Origin of the sequence: Bacillus sp. V5-8f, from assembly GCF_002863565.1 — a bacterium.
GTDB lineage: Bacteria > Bacillota > Bacilli > Bacillales > DSM-1321 > Peribacillus.
On the sequence record NZ_PGUW01000004.1, the window covers coordinates 288698 to 305949 of the forward strand.

The window sequence follows — 17252 nt, forward strand, 5'->3', positions numbered from 1 at the left end:
TCGAATGGCGAGAATTAGTGCGCATGAACTGAAGCAATTTTTAAAGGTGTATTTTATAATGGGGAGCACCAACTGTTCTATCCATCCAATACAGGTTATAGAGAATGCAATTGAAGGTGGGATTACCCTCTTTCAATACCGGGAAAAGGGTCCTGGTGCTCTGCAAGGTGAACAGAAATACATTCTGGCGAAACACTTACAGAGTATCTGTAGATCCAACGGTATTCCTTTCATTGTGAATGATGATATAGAATTAGCCCTGTCCATTGATGCTGATGGTGTCCATATCGGGCAGGAAGATGAGTCTGCGGAGATGGTAAGGAAGAGGATTGGTGATAAAATCCTCGGTGTATCTGTCCATTCATATGAGGAAGCCATGGCTGCCTTAAAATCAGGCAGCGATTACTTCGGACTAGGGCCCGTTTTTCCTACTTATACGAAGAAGGATACAACTCCTATTCAAGGTACAACGCTCATTGAAGAGTTTAGAAAAAGAGGAATTAAGACCCCAATCGTGGGGATAGGAGGAATAACCGCTGAAAATGCAGCTACTGTCATGAAAGCGGGCGCTGATGGTATATCCGTCATCACGGCAATAAGCAAAGCAAAATCTATCACTGACGCTGCAAGAGAATTGAGAAACAACGTTTTTTAAACATTTATATGTTGGCCGGTTGGTTTTCCTGTACAACCGGTCTATTTATATTCTAAAAAATGTAAGAAACAAAATGATTGTTTTCTATTTGACTAGTTTCCAACTAATAGAGGTTTAAGGACCGTTTTCTCATTTTTAATAATCTTCTTGTAAATCGTAACGATTTCTATTAAAGCAAACAAAATAAGAGGAAAAGTATTTTTACACACTAATAGACCTTTCGGAGTGCTGCAGGTTGGATACCATCGTAACAGTGGTTGATGCGAGTTCTCTCTGGAAAGACTTTGCGTCCGGAGAATCCCTGCTGGATGCGGAAACAGGCAAATGACGAAAACGATACGCACCACAAAAAATAAAAGAACTAAGCCAGATCGCGTTGAATTGAGTGAAGTACTGCCCTAGATTGAAAAGGCGTACCCTTCACAGAGAAACAAAGTAATGTTAGATGGTTCCCTCTCATAAGTTAAATAGGAGGGTTTTTATGCTGCAAAAAGGTACTCAACTGATAATAGGGACGTTATGCGGTTATTTATATATTAAATGGATGGATCTATCTTCACCATTCAGGCTAGCTGAATTTTGCGCCGGGCTTATTATGGATCCAATCAAATTTTTAGCGGCCACGGTCGCCTTTATTGTGGGCTTCATAAATCTGTCTGGCATTATGAAAAGCGTTGCAGAACATGTATTTCAGGTAAAGCATCATATTAGTATGAACAAAATGAATTGGATCATTGTTTCTTTGATAGTAGTCTCTTTTTTTGTATTATCCTGGATGAGTATGGCCCTCACAATAATATTTTTTATTTTTGCAGGGGTATATGGTATTATTTCGATAAAAATTCCCGGTAATGACAAGAGAGGTTAAAAATATGGCAGTCTTTTATTTGTTCATGGCGGTGTTCGTCATTGGTATGGTTTTCTTTATGCTTAAAACCGCTTTTATGGACAACGTTGTGGAAACTGACTTGGATTTTCACGAGTTTCCTGAAACATTTGGCACATTAAGCATTTTTTTTATTTCAGATGTTCATAGGCGTGTTATTTCAGACAAATTAATAGAACGTGTAAAAGGAAAAGCAGATATTGTCATCATTGGAGGAGATTTGACAGAAGGTGGGGTGCCGCTCACGAGGGTAGAGAAGAACCTAACAAAGCTTAAAAAGGTTGGCCCGGTTTATTTCGTTTGGGGAAATAATGATTATGAAGGGGATTACCATATGCTTGATGCTACCCTTTTAAAGTACGGAGTAAAAATTCTGGATAATACTGTGGTTACTTTTGAATCAGAGCAGGGAGAGAAAATCCAGTTCCTTGGAATCGATGATATATCAATGGAACGGGATCGGCTTGATTTGACGCTTGTGGCTTCAGAGCATGATGCATTTAAAATCCTGGTCAGCCACAATCCACTCATAATGAAACAAGTAAAAGAAGAAAACAAAATCAGTCTTGTACTGAGCGGCCATACACACGGTGGCCAAATCAGGTTTATGGGATTAGGCCTTTATCCATTGGGAGGGATCAGGAAAGAGGGCGGGACCATAATCCTTACCAGCAACGGGTACGGTACTACCAGCCTCCCTTTAAGGCTTGGTGCCGAGCCGGAAACACATCTCCTCCACTTGAAAAAAAGGGCTATTGCGTCACCTTAGAATTTGCCAATATAAAATGTATCGCTTCTGCAATCCTTCATATTTGTTTCATACACACATTCTAAAGATATGCACCCCTGAAAGTGGTCTTCATATGATGTATGAAGATGGTACCCAGGGGGCATTTTTTTATGAAGCTTGAGCGATTAACCAACAACAAAATCAAGATTTTTTTAACCTTTGATGATTTAATTGACAGAGGATTGACAAAAGAAGATATTCACGAGAATTCGCTTAAGGTTCACAAGTTTTTTCAGGAAATGATCGAAGAAGCTTGTGATGAATTGAGTTTTAAGATGAGCGGATCCATTGCGATAGAAATATTTGCTTTGCAGGCTCAAGGCTTAGTCATTATTGTAACCAAAGCAGAAGAAGACATAGTAGATGACGAAGAAGGGGAATTTCTTGATTTACATGTATTAGTTGGTGAACATCCGCATATTCTTTACTCCTTTTGCGACGTTGAGGATGTCATACAGTTATGCCATTCCTTGAAATCCATCGGAATTAGTCGGTCTTCCCTCTATTGTTTTGAAGATAACTATTATTTGTTGATCGAGGGTGTTGAGGAAAGTGATTATGATACCGTGATTTCCCTGGCGGCTGAATATGGGACTGTATCAACCATGACCCTTTTTCGCGTCCAGGAATATGGTAAAGCAATCGCAAGGAATGACGCGGTCGATTTACTAACGAAACATTTCCATAGATAGGGAGCCACCGGACAGGTTGTGAGTGTGCAATTTGCTTCGCACTGTTCTGTCCGGCCACTACAAAAAACCGTTTAGGTGAACGAGCTACAGGGAATGAAGGATAGATAAAGGAAACCTTTTTCTGGCGGCGTTTACATTGCCTTTTTATGAAGGATAGAGGTCACTTTTTTTGCTTTCCATAACTAGGGCTAAGGTGTATACTATGTCATGAAGAAAGCCGATTATTTGATTGTAGGAGGTACACAGATGGCAGGCGAAAATGGTACTGACCATACTAACCAAGAAGCAAAGCATGATGTGCTGAAATCAACTCAAACTGTAATACATAAAGCGCTGGAAAAGCTCGGTTATCCTCAGGAGGTTTTTGAGCTTTTGAAAGAGCCGTTGCGGCTTTTGACAGTAAAGATACCGGTGCGGATGGACGATGGATCAGTAAAAATTTTTACGGGTTATCGTGCACAGCATAATGATGCTGTAGGTCCAACTAAAGGCGGGATAAGGTTTCATCCCTCTGTTACAGAACGAGAAGTAAAAGCGCTGTCTATCTGGATGAGCCTGAAATGTGGGATTGTAGATTTGCCATATGGCGGAGGGAAAGGCGGAATCGTATGCGATCCGCGAAATATGTCGTTTCGTGAACTTGAAAAGCTTAGCCGTGGTTATGTTCGCGCTATAAGCCAGATTGTTGGCCCGACAAAAGATATTCCTGCACCTGATGTATTCACCAATTCCCAGATTATGGCTTGGATGATGGATGAATATAGCCGTATCGACGAGTTCAATTCACCGGGATTCATTACAGGGAAGCCGCTTGTTCTTGGTGGGTCACACGGCAGGGAATCAGCGACTGCGAAAGGTGTTACCATTTGCATTAATGAAGCCGCTAAAAAGAAGGGCATCGAAATTAAAGGAGCCAGGGTTGTTGTACAGGGCTTTGGGAATGCCGGAAGCTACCTTGCCAAATTCATGCATGATGCAGGGGCAAAAGTTGTCGGCATCTCGGATGCTTACGGTGCTCTATATGATCCCGATGGACTCGATATAGATTATTTACTAGACCGCAGAGATAGCTTTGGAACTGTAACAAAGCTGTTTAAAAACACAATATCCAATAAAGAACTACTTGAACTGGAATGTGAGATTCTAGTGCCAGCTGCGATTGAAAATCAAATCACAGACGAAAATGCACACAATATTAAGGCAAAAATCGTTGTGGAAGCTGCGAATGGTCCGACAACCATTGAGGGAACACAAATCCTGACAGACCGTGGAGTTCTGCTTGTACCCGATGTGTTAGCATCATCTGGCGGGGTTACGGTTTCATATTTTGAATGGGTCCAAAACAACCAGGGCTATTATTGGTCTGAGGAAGAAGTAGAAGAAAAGCTGGAAAAAATTCTTGTCAAAGCTTTCAATAATATATACGAAACTGCCCGAACACGCCGGGTTGACATGCGCCTTGCAGCCTACATGGTAGGAGTTAGAAAGATGGCCGAAGCATCCAGGTTCCGAGGCTGGATTTAACGGGTTAGCAGCACACCTAAACGCATCGAAATAATCTCCTGTCATGACTTATGGTGGGAGATTTTTTACATTTAAGAAAGGGAATGTCTTAAATAGATGAATGTATCGATTCATTAAAGAGAAGAACAAATTTATGGACACGGCTTGGAAAAGGAGTGGAAAGAAGTTGAACATAGTAGATGTAATCATCGTTGGTGGAGGTCCATGCGGTCTCGCAGCAGCAATATCATTAAAAGAAGCGGGTAAGAACGTGCTGGTGATTGAAAAAGGAAACATTGTCAATGCTCTATACCACTACCCAACCCATCAAACTTTTTTTAGCTCAGCAGAAAAGCTTGAAATTGGAAATGTGCCATTTATTACGGAAACCCGCAAGCCAGTACGCAATCAGGCATTAGCTTATTATCGAGAGGTGGTTAAACGCCAAGGCTTGAAAATCAATGCTTTTGAAAAAGTAGTGGAGGTCAAAAAACAAGAAAACGGCCATTTTCTTGTTGTGACCAATAAATCAGAATACAAAGCAGGGAAAATCGTTATTGCAACAGGTTATTATGATAATCCAAATTATATGGGGATCGCTGGAGAAGAGCTTCCTAAAGTTTTTCATTATTTTAAAGAAGGTCACCCATACTTTGATACGGATGTCGTCGTAATTGGCGGGAAGAACTCCAGTGTAGATGCGGCCTTGGAGCTTGTGAAATCAGGGGCGCAAGTAACAGTACTCTACCGTGGCAGTGAATACTCCCCAAGCATTAAACCGTGGATCCTTCCTGAATTCGAATCCCTGGTGAGGAATGGTACAATTACCATGGAGTTTAATGCCGAGGTAGATGCAATCACGGAGGACAGCGTTATTTATCATGTGAACAATGAAACCAAAGCGGTCAAAAATGACTTTGTTTTTGCCATGACAGGGTATCATCCAGACCATTCGTTTCTGCAGCGCATCGGTATTGAAATTCATCAAGAAACGGGCAGGCCTTTTTTTAACAGTGAGACAATGGAAACAAATGTTAAAGGGGTATATATTGCAGGTGTAATAGCAGCAGGAAATAATGCAAATGAAATATTTATTGAAAACGGCCGGTTCCATGGTGACCTGATTGCCCGGAGTATCGCAGCTGGTAATTGTTAAAAGGGGTGAAGGGATTTTGGACCGTTATCACAAATGGGATAAATGGGCCAAAATCCGTTTATCACGGCCCTTTTCTATTCGATATTATTTTAAGAAGATTTCCTGTATCTTTTCTCGTTCCGCTGTATGATGGAGGGCTATCAGCAGCTTTAACCTTGCCTTTTGGCCATTTAAGCCGTTTGAAAAAATAACCCCCATTTCTTTAAGCTGTTTTCCTCCACCTCTATAAGCATAGACGTCCTGAACAATTCCATTAAAGCATCTTGATACAATCACGATTGGGATTCGTGCATGTAAAAGAGACTGGACTCCATCGATGGTCTGCGGAGGGAGATTTCCCTGGCCCAGGGCTTCAATAACCAGGCCGTCAACTTTCATTTCTTTCAAAGCATAAAATAAGGAAGAATCCATACCGGCATGTGCTTTCAATAAGGCCACTTGTTTGGTAATGGTTTGGAGGCTGTATTTTTCAGTATTAATCGGTGAATGGTGAAAAACAATCCCACGTTTTGTGACAATGCCTATTGGTCCGTATTGGGGGCTCTGAAATGTGGATACATTGCTCGTATGTGTTTTTGTGCCGTTTTTTGCAGTATGCAATTCATCGTTAAGAACAATAAGTACCCCTTTTCCCCGCGAATGATCACTGGCAGCGACTTTAAGTGAAGAAATAAAGTTATATAATCCGTCAGATCCGATTTCATTGCTTGACCGCATCGCTCCTGTAACCACAATTGGAATGTCGGAATGAACTGTCAGATCAAGGAAATAAGCAGTTTCCTCAAGGGTATCGGTTCCGTGGGTGATCACTACCCCGTCCAACGATATTTCCTTGATATATTTCTCGATCAGGTTTTTTAATTGGAGCATCTCTAGAGCAGTGATATGCGGTGAGGGCAATGAGAATGGTTCCTCTATAAAAAGGTTCGCAGAGCTATCCATATTTTCGGTTGCACCTTTAATTGGATTTTTGCCGCCTGGTTTAACAGCCCCTGTCTTGGCATCTTCGTACATGGAAATTGTTCCGCCTGTATGTATCACCAAAATATTTTTTTTCATAAGTTACCAACCTCCAGTTCTGTGTCAAAAGAGTGCCAAGCGGCATTTCTTTCAATTTTCTTTTTCTCCATTCCATGATACGATTATTGAAAACAAAAGAAAAGAGGTCAGGACATGCTGGTCTTATTCTCGGCGGGTATTGCGCCTGGTCTGGCCTTACTCAGCTATTTTTACTTAAAAGATTACTATGAAACAGAGCCTGTTTCTGTTGTGATAAAATCCTTCCTTTTTGGCGTTTTCCTGGTATTTCCCATTATGTTTTTGCAATATGTGCTGAAAACAGAGGGCATATTCCAGGGGAATGCCGAGCAGGCCTTTATCTGGGCGGGTCTTTTAGAGGAATTTTTAAAATGGTTCATCTTGTTTTATGTTATTTATCCCCATGTAGCATTTGACGAACCTTATGATGGCATTGTGTATGGCGCTTCCGTTTCCCTTGGTTTCGCAACTATGGAAAATATCCTTTACCTCGTTGCAAACGGGGTGGAACATGCGATGACACGGGCGATCTTGCCGGTTTCGAGTCATGCGCTCTTCGGAGTAATCATGGGATATTATCTTGGCAAAGGGAAGTTTGCGAAGACAAATAAAAGGAAATACGTTTTCCTTGCTTTTGCAGTACCTTATTTGTTGCACGGTGTATATGATTACATTCTTTTAACCCAGGACTCCTGGCTTTATTGGATTATGCCATTTATGGTTTTCTTATGGTGGCTGGGTTTAAAAAAAGTGAAGATGGCAAGGATGCTTTCCGATTTCCATGCATCCGAAACACTATAATGATCAAAGGAGACAGCCTTTTTAGCCTGTCTCCTTTTTTATATTGAATGGAATAAAAACACCTTTTAAGAAGAAAATAGGGGTAATGTCAATATAAGAAAAGAGGGAGTGTAATTGATGAAAGGGATTTCGTCAAAGAGCAAATGTTTGCTTTTGTTATTTTTCTTATCAATCTGTATCTCTTTGACATTTGAAACTACGGCAAACGCATTTACCGGCCAAGTGATTCAAAGAGGGGCTGTTGGTGATGATGTTATTGAGCTTCAGGCACGCCTGCAAAATATCGGCTACTATAACGGTAAAATCGATGGAGTTTATGGCTGGGGAACCTATTGGGCCCTACGGAACTTCCAGAAAGATTTTGGATTGCCGATCGACGGGCTGGCTGGGCTGAAAACCAGGCAGAAACTTGTAGCCGCTTCTAACTTCAATGGCAAATGGGTACATACACAAATTGCAAAGGGAAATGATTTTACTTATTACGGAGGAACCCCTATCGAAAACCAGGTGAAGCCCAGAAAGAGGGCTGGAGGCAAAGCTGGCCAGAGGCAAAATGCGGGACAAACTGCAAGGCAAACGACGAGAAACAATGGCGCCAATAATGGAAATCGCAATAGGGCTACCGCTACTGCTGTGAATGTTCCGGGAGGCTTTTCACAGAATGATATTCAATTGATGGCGAATGCGGTTTACGGGGAAGCCCGCGGTGAGCCTTATATCGGCCAGGTGGCAATTGCTGCAGTTATTCTGAACAGGCTGGAAAGCGCTTCTTTTCCTAATACGATATCAGGGGTTATATTTGAGCCGCGTGCTTTTACTGCTGTTGCGGATGGCCAGATTTGGCTAACCCCGAATGAACGTGCCCGCGAAGCGGTAATTGATGCAATCAACGGCTGGGATCCGACCAGCAACGCAGAATATTATTTTAATCCGGACACAGCGACAAGCCCATGGATCTGGACAAGGCCCCAAATAAAACAAATCGGGAAACATATTTTCTGTAAATAAAATGAGGTGAACTGCATGATTCGTAATATTATGATAGCCGTGCTTGCCGTAGCGGTAATCGGCACAGGCTACTGGGGTTATCAGGAGCATCAAGAGAAAAATGCATTCATGGTTAATGCAGAGAATAACTATCAAAGGGCGTTCCACGACTTATCATACCAGATGGATGTCCTGCATGACGAAATCGGGAATACACTTGCGATGAACACAAGGAAGTCACTAAGCCCGGCGCTGACAGATGTTTGGAGGATCACATCAGAAGCGCAGCTCGATGTCGGACAGCTTCCGCTTAGCTTAATGCCGTTTAATAAAACAGAGGAATTCTTATCTGATATCGGAGACTTTAGCTACCAAACGGCTGTCAGGGACCTTGAAAAGGAACCGTTAAGCGATAAAGAATATAAGCGGCTGCAATCTTTGCACAAGGAAGCCGGTGAAGTACAGAATGAACTAAGAAAAGTCCAATATCAGGTAATGAAGAACAACCTAAGGTGGATGGATGTAGAGACAGCATTGGCAGCCAATGAGGAACCTGCAGATAATACAATCGTCGATGGTTTTAAAACGGTTGAAAAAACCGTGAAGGGATACGGTGAAACCTCCAATCTTGACCCGGATTACTCTAGCAGGCAACAAAAGCAGGAAAACTTTGAACATATAAAAGGAAAGCAAATCAGCAAAAAAGAAGCCGTCGCAAAAGCAAGGAAATATGCGAACATATCTGGATCTCCAAAGGCAAGGGTGGAGGAAAGTGGGAAAGGATCCGAATTTGGGTTTTACAGTGTAAGCCTTACGGACCCTAAAACGAAAAGTGAGGTAAATATGGATATCACAAAGCAAGGTGGATATCCGATCTGGTACATTAACACCAGGGATGTCAATCGTTCACGAATTGACTTAAATACTGCCAGCAATAAGGCGGTGGCTTTCTTGAAAGCCCACGACTTTGATTCACTTGATCTCTATGAAAGCGCGCAATATGATAATATTGGCCTGTTCAATTTTGTTACCTCTGTTGATGGAGTAAGGGTTTATCCGGACTCAGTCAAGGTAAAGGTAGCGCTTGATGATGGAAGCATTATTGGATTTTCAGCGGACGAGTTCCTAAAGTCACATAAAGTAAGGGAGATAGGAAAAACGTCTGTATCCTTAAAAGACGCAAGAGCAAAAATTAACCCTAATGTAAAGGTAATGGAAGAAAGAAAAGCACTGATCGAAAATGATCTTGGCGAAGAGGTTCTTTGTTACGAGTTCCTTGGTACAATTGGCGAAGATACGTACAGAATTTTTATCAACGCCAACACATCTGAGGAAGAGAAAGTAGAGAAGCTGAAAAATTCAGAACCCGTGTATGAAAATATCGTTTAAAAATGAAAGTAAAAGGAAAAGCCGATTGGTGCTTTTCCTTTTTTTTGATACATGCCATAATATGAGTAACCTAAATAAGGATTTAGTGGAGAAAAGTCCCTAGGTCGAAAATTTGATTATATATAAGCTGGAGATGGGAAAAATGATTAAAATCGGTGATACTCTGCTATTGGAACCTAAATATTCGCTGCAGCCTGAACAATACAAATCCATGGTAGTGGAAATGAATGAAAATAGCATTTTCATAGACTATCCAGTAAATACTTCAACCGGAAAAGTTGCTTTTCTACTCGATGGGTCCCAATTGAAAATTACAATTACAGATAGTAATCATGCCATCTATATATTTGATACGGAAGTACTAGGAAGGGTGAAAGCTCAAATCGCTATGATCCAATTGGCCCGCCCTCCTAAAGATTCGCTAGTAAAAATTCAGCGAAGACAATTTGTTCGGATAGAAACGCCGATTGATACAGCGGTTCATCCAGAAATAGGGCAGTTTCAGCCTTTTAGAGCGGTCACGGATGATATTAGTGCTGGAGGTGCGGCACTTAGAATACCAAAACAGATAAATGTCGGTGAAGCCTCAATTGTATATGTATGGCTGGCGATTCCTTTAAAATCTGGAGAAATCCATTATTTAAAGCTTAAAAGCAAGGTTATCCGCATAAGTGAAAGCTCAGAACGATTTAATAAATTGTCTGTACAATTCATGGATTTAAGCGAAGCAGACCGTCAAATTTTAATTCGTTTTATTTTTGAAAAACAAGTAGAATTGAAGAATAAAGGACTGATGGAATAGAGTGGATAAAATATATGTTTTTTTTCCATACTATCTGTAAAAGACAGTGGAGAATGGAATATGAAAACAATAGAACGCATGATCATTAAGCTGGTCATTATCCAAGCAATCAGTCTTCTGGCGTTCCAAGCCTTATTTCACCGGGAAGATTCTTTTTTGGAATTAAAAAGGATGGCACAATACGAAGGAGTAACAAAGAATAATTATAATAAAATTATTGAAACGTTTAACAGTTTAGGTGACTAGCAGGGACTCCCTGCTTTTTTCTTTTTGTACAGTTGGCAATGAAACAAGAGAATAGCTTAAGCGCTATTATGCGGGGAAAATATTTATTTTGCTGATGGGTTGTCCGGGCTTTTGTGATAAACTATAGGTGATGAATTACAGCTTGACTGGCAGGATTAGGGAGGAAGTATGGAAAAGAGAATATCAGTTGCGATTGATGGACCCGCTGCAGCAGGAAAAAGCACGGTCGCAAAAATCGTAGCACGGCAATTAAACTACATATACGTAGACACCGGTGCCATGTATCGTGCACTCACATATAAATCACTCAGCGAAGGCGTCGACATCGGAAATGAAATTGCTTTAAGCCATTTGCTAGCCGATACGGTTATCGAGCTTAAACCAAGTGGCCAAGGTCAACTTGTCTTCCTTGATGGCATTGATGTGACTGAACAGATCCGTAACAATGAGGTGACCGCCTCTGTATCCGAGGTATCCAGGCACAGGCTAGTAAGGGAAGAAATGGTCAAACGCCAGCAGGCTCTTGCGGAAAGTGGCGGCGTTGTAATGGATGGCAGAGATATCGGGACCCATGTACTACCGAATGCAGAGGTTAAGATCTTTCTCATTGCCTCCGTTGAAGAACGGGCACAAAGAAGGCATGAAGAAAATATTCAAAAAGGATTTGGCTCAGATATCGAGAAATTAAAAGAAGAAATAGCTTTACGTGATAAGCTTGATTCCGAAAGGGAAGTAGCTCCACTCCGAAAAGCGGTTGATGCTGTAGAAATTGATACAACTTCATTGTCCATACAAAAAGTGGCTGATAAAATTATGTCATTGATTGAGGAAAGGACAAGATAATTTTGAAGTTTTACACATTTGCCAAAAACATTGTAAAAATAGTTTTGAGCCCCGCTTTCAGGGTTAAAACAATAGGTAAGGAGAACTTTCCGAAAGACGGGGGAGTCTTGATCTGTGCCAACCATATTGATAATCTTGATCCCCCAATAGTAGGGATTACTTGTCCACGGGACATCCACTTTATGGCGAAAGAAGAAATCTTTCGTGTCCCTGTCCTGAAGAGCATTTTGCCAAGGGTTAACGCGTTCCCTGTTAAAAGGGGGATGAGTGACAGAGAAGCACTTCGGACCGGCCTTTCCCTGCTTAAGGATGGAAAGGTTTTGGGTCTATTTCCGGAAGGGACTAGAAGCAAGAACGGTGAGCTCGGCGAAGGGTTGGCTGGAGCTGGTTTCTTTGCGCTTCGGACAGATGCTAAGGTCGTTCCTTGTGCTATTATTGGACCTTATAAGATGTTTAGGCCATTAAAAGTGATTTATGGGAAGCCAATTGATTTTACGGAATACCGCTCAAAAAAGATATCCGCTGATGAAGCCACCAAAATAATCATGGATGAAATCAGGACATTGATATCAGCAGACAAGTAATCCTTCTTGCTTGACAATTCCCACATTTTATTGGAATTTATAAAATAAGGGATTATTCCGAATTATGAAATTATAAGAATTGAAATTCTGCCGAGCAGTCATGGGTTAAGGAGGAGTTCGAAATGACAGAAGACATGAACCAAGTGGAAGTAAACAACTATGAAGTTGGCGATAAGGTAAACGCCAAGGTAACCAAAGTTGAAGAAAAACAGGTGATTGTAGATGTGGAGAACAGTAAAACGGATGGTATCATCCCAATAAGCGAGCTCTCCAGCCTGCATGTGGAAAAAGCTACTGATGCGATTTCCGAAGGAGATGAACTAGAACTCGAAGTTATTAAAGTCGAAGAAGAAGCTCTTATCCTTTCGAAGCGTAAAGTTGATGCATTAAAAGCATGGGACGACCTCGAAAAGAAATTTGAAACTCAGGAAGTATTTGAAGCGGAGATAAAAGATGTCGTAAAAGGCGGTCTTGTGGTCGATCTTGGCGTTAGGGGATTTGTTCCTGCTTCCCTTGTGGAAGACTACTTTGTAGAAGATTTTGCCGATTATAAAGGTAAAACATTAACATTTAAAATCGTAGAACTGGATAAGGAGAAAAATCGTTTGATCCTTTCCCATCGAGCGGTCGTACAGGATGAAAAGGAAAAGAAAAAGGGTGAAGTGCTTGATTCCATCCAGGCTGGCCAGGTGATTGAAGGAACTGTACAACGAATCACTGATTTTGGTGCCTTTGTCGATATTGGCGGGGTAGATGGACTAGTCCACATATCACAGCTGTCACACGAGCATGTGGAGAAAGCTTCCGATGTAGTAAAAGAAGGAGATAAATTAAAAGTCAAGGTGCTTTCAGTAGACCGAGATAATGAAAGAATTTCGCTATCCGTTAAAGAGACACTACCTGGCCCGTGGTCTAATATTGCAGAAAGGGCACCTAAAGGCTCCGAGCAGGACGGTATTGTCAAACGCCTTGTTTCCTTTGGGGCTTTCGTGGAAATCTTCCCTGGTGTAGAAGGTCTTGTCCATATCTCACAGATCTCCCATAAGCATATCGGTACACCACATGAGGTCCTTCAAGAAGGCGAAGCTGTTAAGGTAAAAGTGCTGGATGTTAATGAACAAGAGCAGCGTTTATCCTTAAGTATAAAAGAGCTTCAGGAGCAGCAAGCTAATGAACAATCCAATTATGAGCTTCCGGAGGAATCAAATGGTTTCCAGCTTGGCGATATGATTGGGGAACAGCTGAAAAAATTCAAATAAATAATGGTGATGGGCTTGTCTAGAACACAACGAAAATTAGATCACATCAAATATGCCTTGGAAACAGGGCAGCATAGGTTATCAGGTTTCGAGGATATTTCGTTTGTTCATCAAAGTTTACCGGATTTATCAATAGAAGATGTTTCTCTTGATACAGAAATTGGCGGACTTCATGTAAGTTCGCCAATTTTTATAAACGCAATGACCGGTGGCGGCGGGAAAGAAACAGAAGAACTTAATAAAGATTTGTCGATAGCAGCAAGGGAAACGGGAATACCCATGGCAGTGGGCTCCCAGATGGCTGCGATAAAAGATCCTGGTGAATCGCGCTCCTTTGAAATTGTCAGGAAGATGAATCCACATGGGATTGTGATCGCCAACCTGGGCAGTGAGGCTAGTGTTGATGAAGCCATGAGGGCTGTTGATATGGTGCAGGCTGACGCGCTTCAAATTCACTTAAATGTGATACAGGAGCTTACAATGCCTGAAGGAGACCGTTCTTTCAAGGGCACTTTGCATCGGATTGAAAAAATCATTTCTGCAATTGGAGTTCCTGTCATTGTGAAAGAGACCGGATTTGGAATGAGCAGGGAAACTGTAAAAAAACTATCATCTGCCGGGGTGGCAGTAGTTGATATCGGGGGTTATGGCGGGACCAATTTTGCCAGGATTGAAAATGAAAGGCGCGAAAAATCTTTCTCCTACTTTAATGACTGGGGTATACCAACAGCTATTTCGGTTGCAGAAGCAGTTTCCGTATCCGATGGCATATCAACTATAGCCTCAGGCGGGATCCAGAATGCATTGGATGTGGCAAAGTGCATCTCTTTAGGGGCAGTTGCTGCCGGTGTGGCCGGTCAGTTCATAAGGATTTTGAAAGAAAAGGGGCTCACCGAGTTGATTAAAGAGCTAAGAGATACACATGACGAGTTGATTGTGATTATGACCGCCCTGGGTGCGAATGATATAAAGGCGTTGCAGGAGGCCCGACTCATTATTACCGGACAAACCTATCACTGGCTTACACAACGAGGAATAGACTGCTCTCGTTATTCCAGGTAGTTCTCAAAATGGTTTTTATACATATTTTCATGAAAAGCTGCAACTGACGGGTGCTACCCTGTCTATTGCAGCTTTTTTTATTTCGTGAACTGTTTTTGTCTAGCCTTTGTTTCTGCGGCGTGCTTCTTCTGGTCCCTCCATCTGTGTTGCTCCCGGTTTATTTAATGCAGGATCCCGATCCGATGCGACACGTCCACTTTCCCTAAGCTTTTTCTCTTGACGGTCTACTCCCATGTTTCCACCTCCTATAGTTAGCGTTACTTTTCCATAAAAAAATATGAGCACGTTTTTAAGTGGTTACAGAAAGGTTGGTGTACTAGTTTAAGTCTCCTTGGGAGAGAACATAATGGGGAGTATGGAGGGAATGATATGGAAGGAATGTTTTTTTATTGGATCTTATGGATTAGCTGGGTCGTTCTTATGTTTTTTGTAAAGGATACATATCAACCTCGTTATGCAATTCTATTCCATTTACTTGCCATTATGTGCCTAGCCGCTTATGAATTGCATATCTACCGCTATACCATCAATATTTCTTTTATTTATTTGTTTTTTATTTGTAGCTTTTATATAAGAAACTTTAGTTTGGCAAAAACAATGGGGTTCATAATTGGATGTCTGATTATTGCGCTTGGGTACAACAGCATTCAGCTGTTTGCCCTTCTAGACCCTATCTGGTTAGTGGTTAGAGTTGAGTGGATTTTGGGAATAGTAATGAATTATCTCGCGATTATCCTTTTTCAAGATTGGAAATTGAGGATTTGTGCCTTGGTAGACGGCCTAATAATAGGTGAGAGCCTATATGCAGGGGCATTGTGTATTAACAATTTACCATATGCAGCAGGGTCATATGCATGGATGGACATGGCAACACTTATCATGGTGCTCCATTTTGCTTGGGTCCTACTCGAATATACCACCTGCAGGATCCATGCTGCCACCGTACATCAACATGTGAAAAAAGGTACCGCCGCAGTAAAAGAGATACGCGTCCAGCCGAAATAGACAAACATTGTTGATTGCGGAAAAATTTGATACTATATGATAGTTAGAAAAGGCTGCAGCGTGTGTTGCACACCTGAATTTATGGGAAGGATCAAATACTATAGCTTTTGATGAAGAATGGTATCTAGGCAAATATGCAGTGGAATCCTGCTAGTATCTATATTATATTCCGATTGTTAGAGCGGTTCACAAGCTCCTTATAAAATCCATAAATATCATCAATTATGAAAGGATGGAAATAAATGCCAAAACCAGTAGTCGCGATAGTGGGGCGGCCGAATGTAGGAAAATCCACTATATTTAATAGAATAGTCGGGGAACGTGTATCGATTGTCGAGGATGTCCCGGGCGTGACAAGAGATAGGATATACAGCTCAGGCGAATGGCTAACATACGATTTTAACATCATTGATACCGGCGGAATAGATATCGGGGATGAGCCATTCCTCGAACAAATCCGTCAGCAAGCCGAGATTGCCATTGATGAGGCGGATGTTATCATTTTTATGGTAAATGGCCGCGAGGGGGTTACCTCCGCAGATGAAGAAGTGGCAAAGATCCTGTATAAATCAAAAAAGTCGGTAGTACTTGCGGTGAATAAGATTGATAACCCGGAAATGCGAGAACAGATTTATGATTTTTATTCACTAGGGTTCGGGGAGCCATTCCCGATTTCTGGTTCTCACGGCTTAGGTCTTGGAGATCTGCTTGATGAGGTGGCCAAAAGTTTTCCAAAGCATGATGAACAAGAGTATGATGATGACGTTATTAAATTCAGTCTGATTGGGCGTCCAAATGTTGGGAAGTCTTCGCTAGTAAATACGATTCTTGGGGAAGAACGCGTAATCGTTAGCGACATTGAAGGAACAACCCGGGATGCTATTGACACACCATATACATACAACGGGAAAGAATATGTAATCATTGATACAGCTGGAATGAGAAAAAAAGGAAAAGTATATGAAAGCACTGAGAAGTACAGCGTATTGCGAGCCTTGCGGGCAATAGAGCGATCTGATGTAGTGCTTGTCGTCTTAAATGCAGAGGAAGGCATAAGGGAACAGGATAAAAAAATTGCCGGGTATGCCCATGAAGCTGGACGAGGTGTGATAATTGTCGTTAATAAATGGGACGCCATCGAAAAAGACGAAAAAACAATGAAGGAATTCGAGGAAAAGATCCGGGCCCATTTCCTTTTCCTTGATTATGCACCAATTGTTTTTGTGTCGGCTAAGACAAAGAAACGGGTGCATGCAATGCTTCCGGTAATTGATAAGGTTAGTGAAGCCCATTCAATGCGGGTGCAGACGAATGTCTTGAATGAAGTGTTAATGGATGCCATAGCCATGAACCCGACACCGACCCATAACGGTCAGCGCCTTAAAGTATATTATACGACCCAAGTTGCCGTGAAGCCGCCGACCTTCGTCGTGTTTGTCAATGATCCTGAGCTCCTGCATTTTTCATATCAGCGTTTTTTGGAGAACAGGTTAAGAGATGCATTCAACTTTGAGGGCACACCAATCAAAATTATTGGCCGGCCAAGAAAATAGG

Annotated in this window: 19 protein-coding genes and 1 pseudogene; 18 read left to right on the forward strand and 2 right to left on the reverse strand. The window is 41.7% G+C overall.

Annotation, left to right across the window (positions count from 1 at the left end; all coding sequences use genetic code 11):
* Positions 1 to 4 precede the first annotated feature (4 nt).
* From thiE to CUU64_RS05455, 7 genes and pseudogenes are all read left to right on the forward strand, one after another.
* Complete coding sequence (thiE, locus tag CUU64_RS05425; protein ID WP_101632253.1) at positions 5 to 655, forward strand: thiamine phosphate synthase; 651 nt, start codon at positions 5 to 7, stop codon at positions 653 to 655.
* A 324-nt stretch (positions 656 to 979) separates the two neighbouring features.
* Positions 980 to 1094 (forward strand): annotated as a pseudogene (rpmG, locus tag CUU64_RS05430) (50S ribosomal protein L33).
* A gap of 42 nt (positions 1095 to 1136) precedes the next feature.
* A complete protein-coding gene (locus CUU64_RS05435) occupies positions 1137 to 1523 on the forward strand; it encodes a hypothetical protein (RefSeq protein ID WP_101632254.1) in 387 nt (128 codons plus the stop codon).
* A gap of 4 nt (positions 1524 to 1527) precedes the next feature.
* Positions 1528 to 2310, forward strand: coding sequence for a metallophosphoesterase (locus CUU64_RS05440; RefSeq protein WP_101632255.1), 783 nt, complete (start codon positions 1528 to 1530; stop codon positions 2308 to 2310).
* Between the two features lie 131 nt (positions 2311 to 2441).
* Positions 2442 to 3023, forward strand: coding sequence for a genetic competence negative regulator (locus CUU64_RS05445; protein WP_101632256.1), 582 nt, complete (start codon positions 2442 to 2444; stop codon positions 3021 to 3023).
* Positions 3024 to 3269: 246 nt separating this feature from the next.
* Complete coding sequence (locus CUU64_RS05450) at positions 3270 to 4547, forward strand: Glu/Leu/Phe/Val family dehydrogenase (RefSeq protein ID WP_101632257.1); 1278 nt, start codon at positions 3270 to 3272, stop codon at positions 4545 to 4547.
* Positions 4548 to 4713: 166 nt separating this feature from the next.
* Positions 4714 to 5682 carry a YpdA family putative bacillithiol disulfide reductase gene (locus CUU64_RS05455; protein WP_257985433.1) on the forward strand — a complete coding sequence of 323 codons (969 nt, stop codon included), beginning with the start codon at positions 4714 to 4716 and terminating at the stop codon, positions 5680 to 5682.
* An 84-nt stretch (positions 5683 to 5766) separates the two neighbouring features.
* Here CUU64_RS05455 and CUU64_RS05460 read toward each other — a convergent pair whose 3' ends face one another.
* Complete coding sequence (locus CUU64_RS05460) at positions 5767 to 6741, reverse strand: asparaginase (protein ID WP_101632259.1); 975 nt, start codon at positions 6739 to 6741, stop codon at positions 5767 to 5769.
* 114 nt (positions 6742 to 6855) lie between these two features.
* On the opposite strand from CUU64_RS05460, the gene prsW reads away from it, so the two are divergent.
* The 9 genes from prsW to fni all read left to right on the forward strand — a co-directional run bounded on the left by prsW (position 6856) and on the right by fni (position 14693).
* Complete coding sequence (gene prsW, locus CUU64_RS05465; protein ID WP_101632260.1) at positions 6856 to 7521, forward strand: glutamic-type intramembrane protease PrsW; 666 nt, start codon at positions 6856 to 6858, stop codon at positions 7519 to 7521.
* A gap of 117 nt (positions 7522 to 7638) precedes the next feature.
* A complete protein-coding gene (sleB, locus tag CUU64_RS05470) occupies positions 7639 to 8529 on the forward strand; it encodes a spore cortex-lytic enzyme (protein WP_101632930.1) in 891 nt (296 codons plus the stop codon).
* Positions 8530 to 8544: 15 nt separating this feature from the next.
* A complete protein-coding gene (ypeB, locus tag CUU64_RS05475) occupies positions 8545 to 9897 on the forward strand; it encodes a germination protein YpeB (RefSeq protein ID WP_101632261.1) in 1353 nt (450 codons plus the stop codon).
* A gap of 142 nt (positions 9898 to 10039) precedes the next feature.
* Positions 10040 to 10699: a flagellar brake protein gene (locus CUU64_RS05480; protein ID WP_101632262.1), complete on the forward strand. Its 660-nt coding sequence runs from the start codon at positions 10040 to 10042 to the stop codon at positions 10697 to 10699.
* A 60-nt stretch (positions 10700 to 10759) separates the two neighbouring features.
* Positions 10760 to 10945, forward strand: a complete 186-nt coding sequence (locus CUU64_RS05485) for a YpfB family protein (protein ID WP_101632263.1) — start codon at positions 10760 to 10762, stop codon at positions 10943 to 10945.
* A gap of 168 nt (positions 10946 to 11113) precedes the next feature.
* Positions 11114 to 11788: a (d)CMP kinase gene (gene cmk / locus CUU64_RS05490; RefSeq protein WP_101632264.1), complete on the forward strand. Its 675-nt coding sequence runs from the start codon at positions 11114 to 11116 to the stop codon at positions 11786 to 11788.
* A gap of 2 nt (positions 11789 to 11790) precedes the next feature.
* Positions 11791 to 12372 (forward strand): lysophospholipid acyltransferase family protein, encoded by a 582-nt coding sequence (locus tag CUU64_RS05495; protein WP_101632265.1) that lies wholly within the window; start codon positions 11791 to 11793, stop codon positions 12370 to 12372.
* Positions 12373 to 12494: 122 nt separating this feature from the next.
* Positions 12495 to 13631 (forward strand): 30S ribosomal protein S1, encoded by a 1137-nt coding sequence (rpsA, locus tag CUU64_RS05500; protein ID WP_101632266.1) that lies wholly within the window; start codon positions 12495 to 12497, stop codon positions 13629 to 13631.
* A gap of 15 nt (positions 13632 to 13646) precedes the next feature.
* Positions 13647 to 14693 (forward strand): type 2 isopentenyl-diphosphate Delta-isomerase, encoded by a 1047-nt coding sequence (gene fni / locus CUU64_RS05505; RefSeq protein WP_101632931.1) that lies wholly within the window; start codon positions 13647 to 13649, stop codon positions 14691 to 14693.
* Positions 14694 to 14792: 99 nt separating this feature from the next.
* On the opposite strand, the gene CUU64_RS05510 is transcribed toward fni, so the two are convergent.
* Positions 14793 to 14927, reverse strand: coding sequence for a YpzI family protein (locus CUU64_RS05510; RefSeq protein ID WP_101632267.1), 135 nt, complete (start codon positions 14925 to 14927; stop codon positions 14793 to 14795).
* Positions 14928 to 15062: 135 nt separating this feature from the next.
* On the opposite strand from CUU64_RS05510, the gene CUU64_RS05515 reads away from it, so the two are divergent.
* Positions 15063 to 15698 (forward strand): YphA family membrane protein, encoded by a 636-nt coding sequence (locus tag CUU64_RS05515; RefSeq protein WP_101632268.1) that lies wholly within the window; start codon positions 15063 to 15065, stop codon positions 15696 to 15698.
* A 242-nt stretch (positions 15699 to 15940) separates the two neighbouring features.
* On the forward strand, positions 15941 to 17251 hold the full coding sequence (der, locus tag CUU64_RS05520; RefSeq protein WP_101632269.1) for a ribosome biogenesis GTPase Der: 1311 nt from the start codon (positions 15941 to 15943) through the stop codon (positions 17249 to 17251).
* The last annotated feature ends 1 nt before the right edge of the window (position 17252 follow it).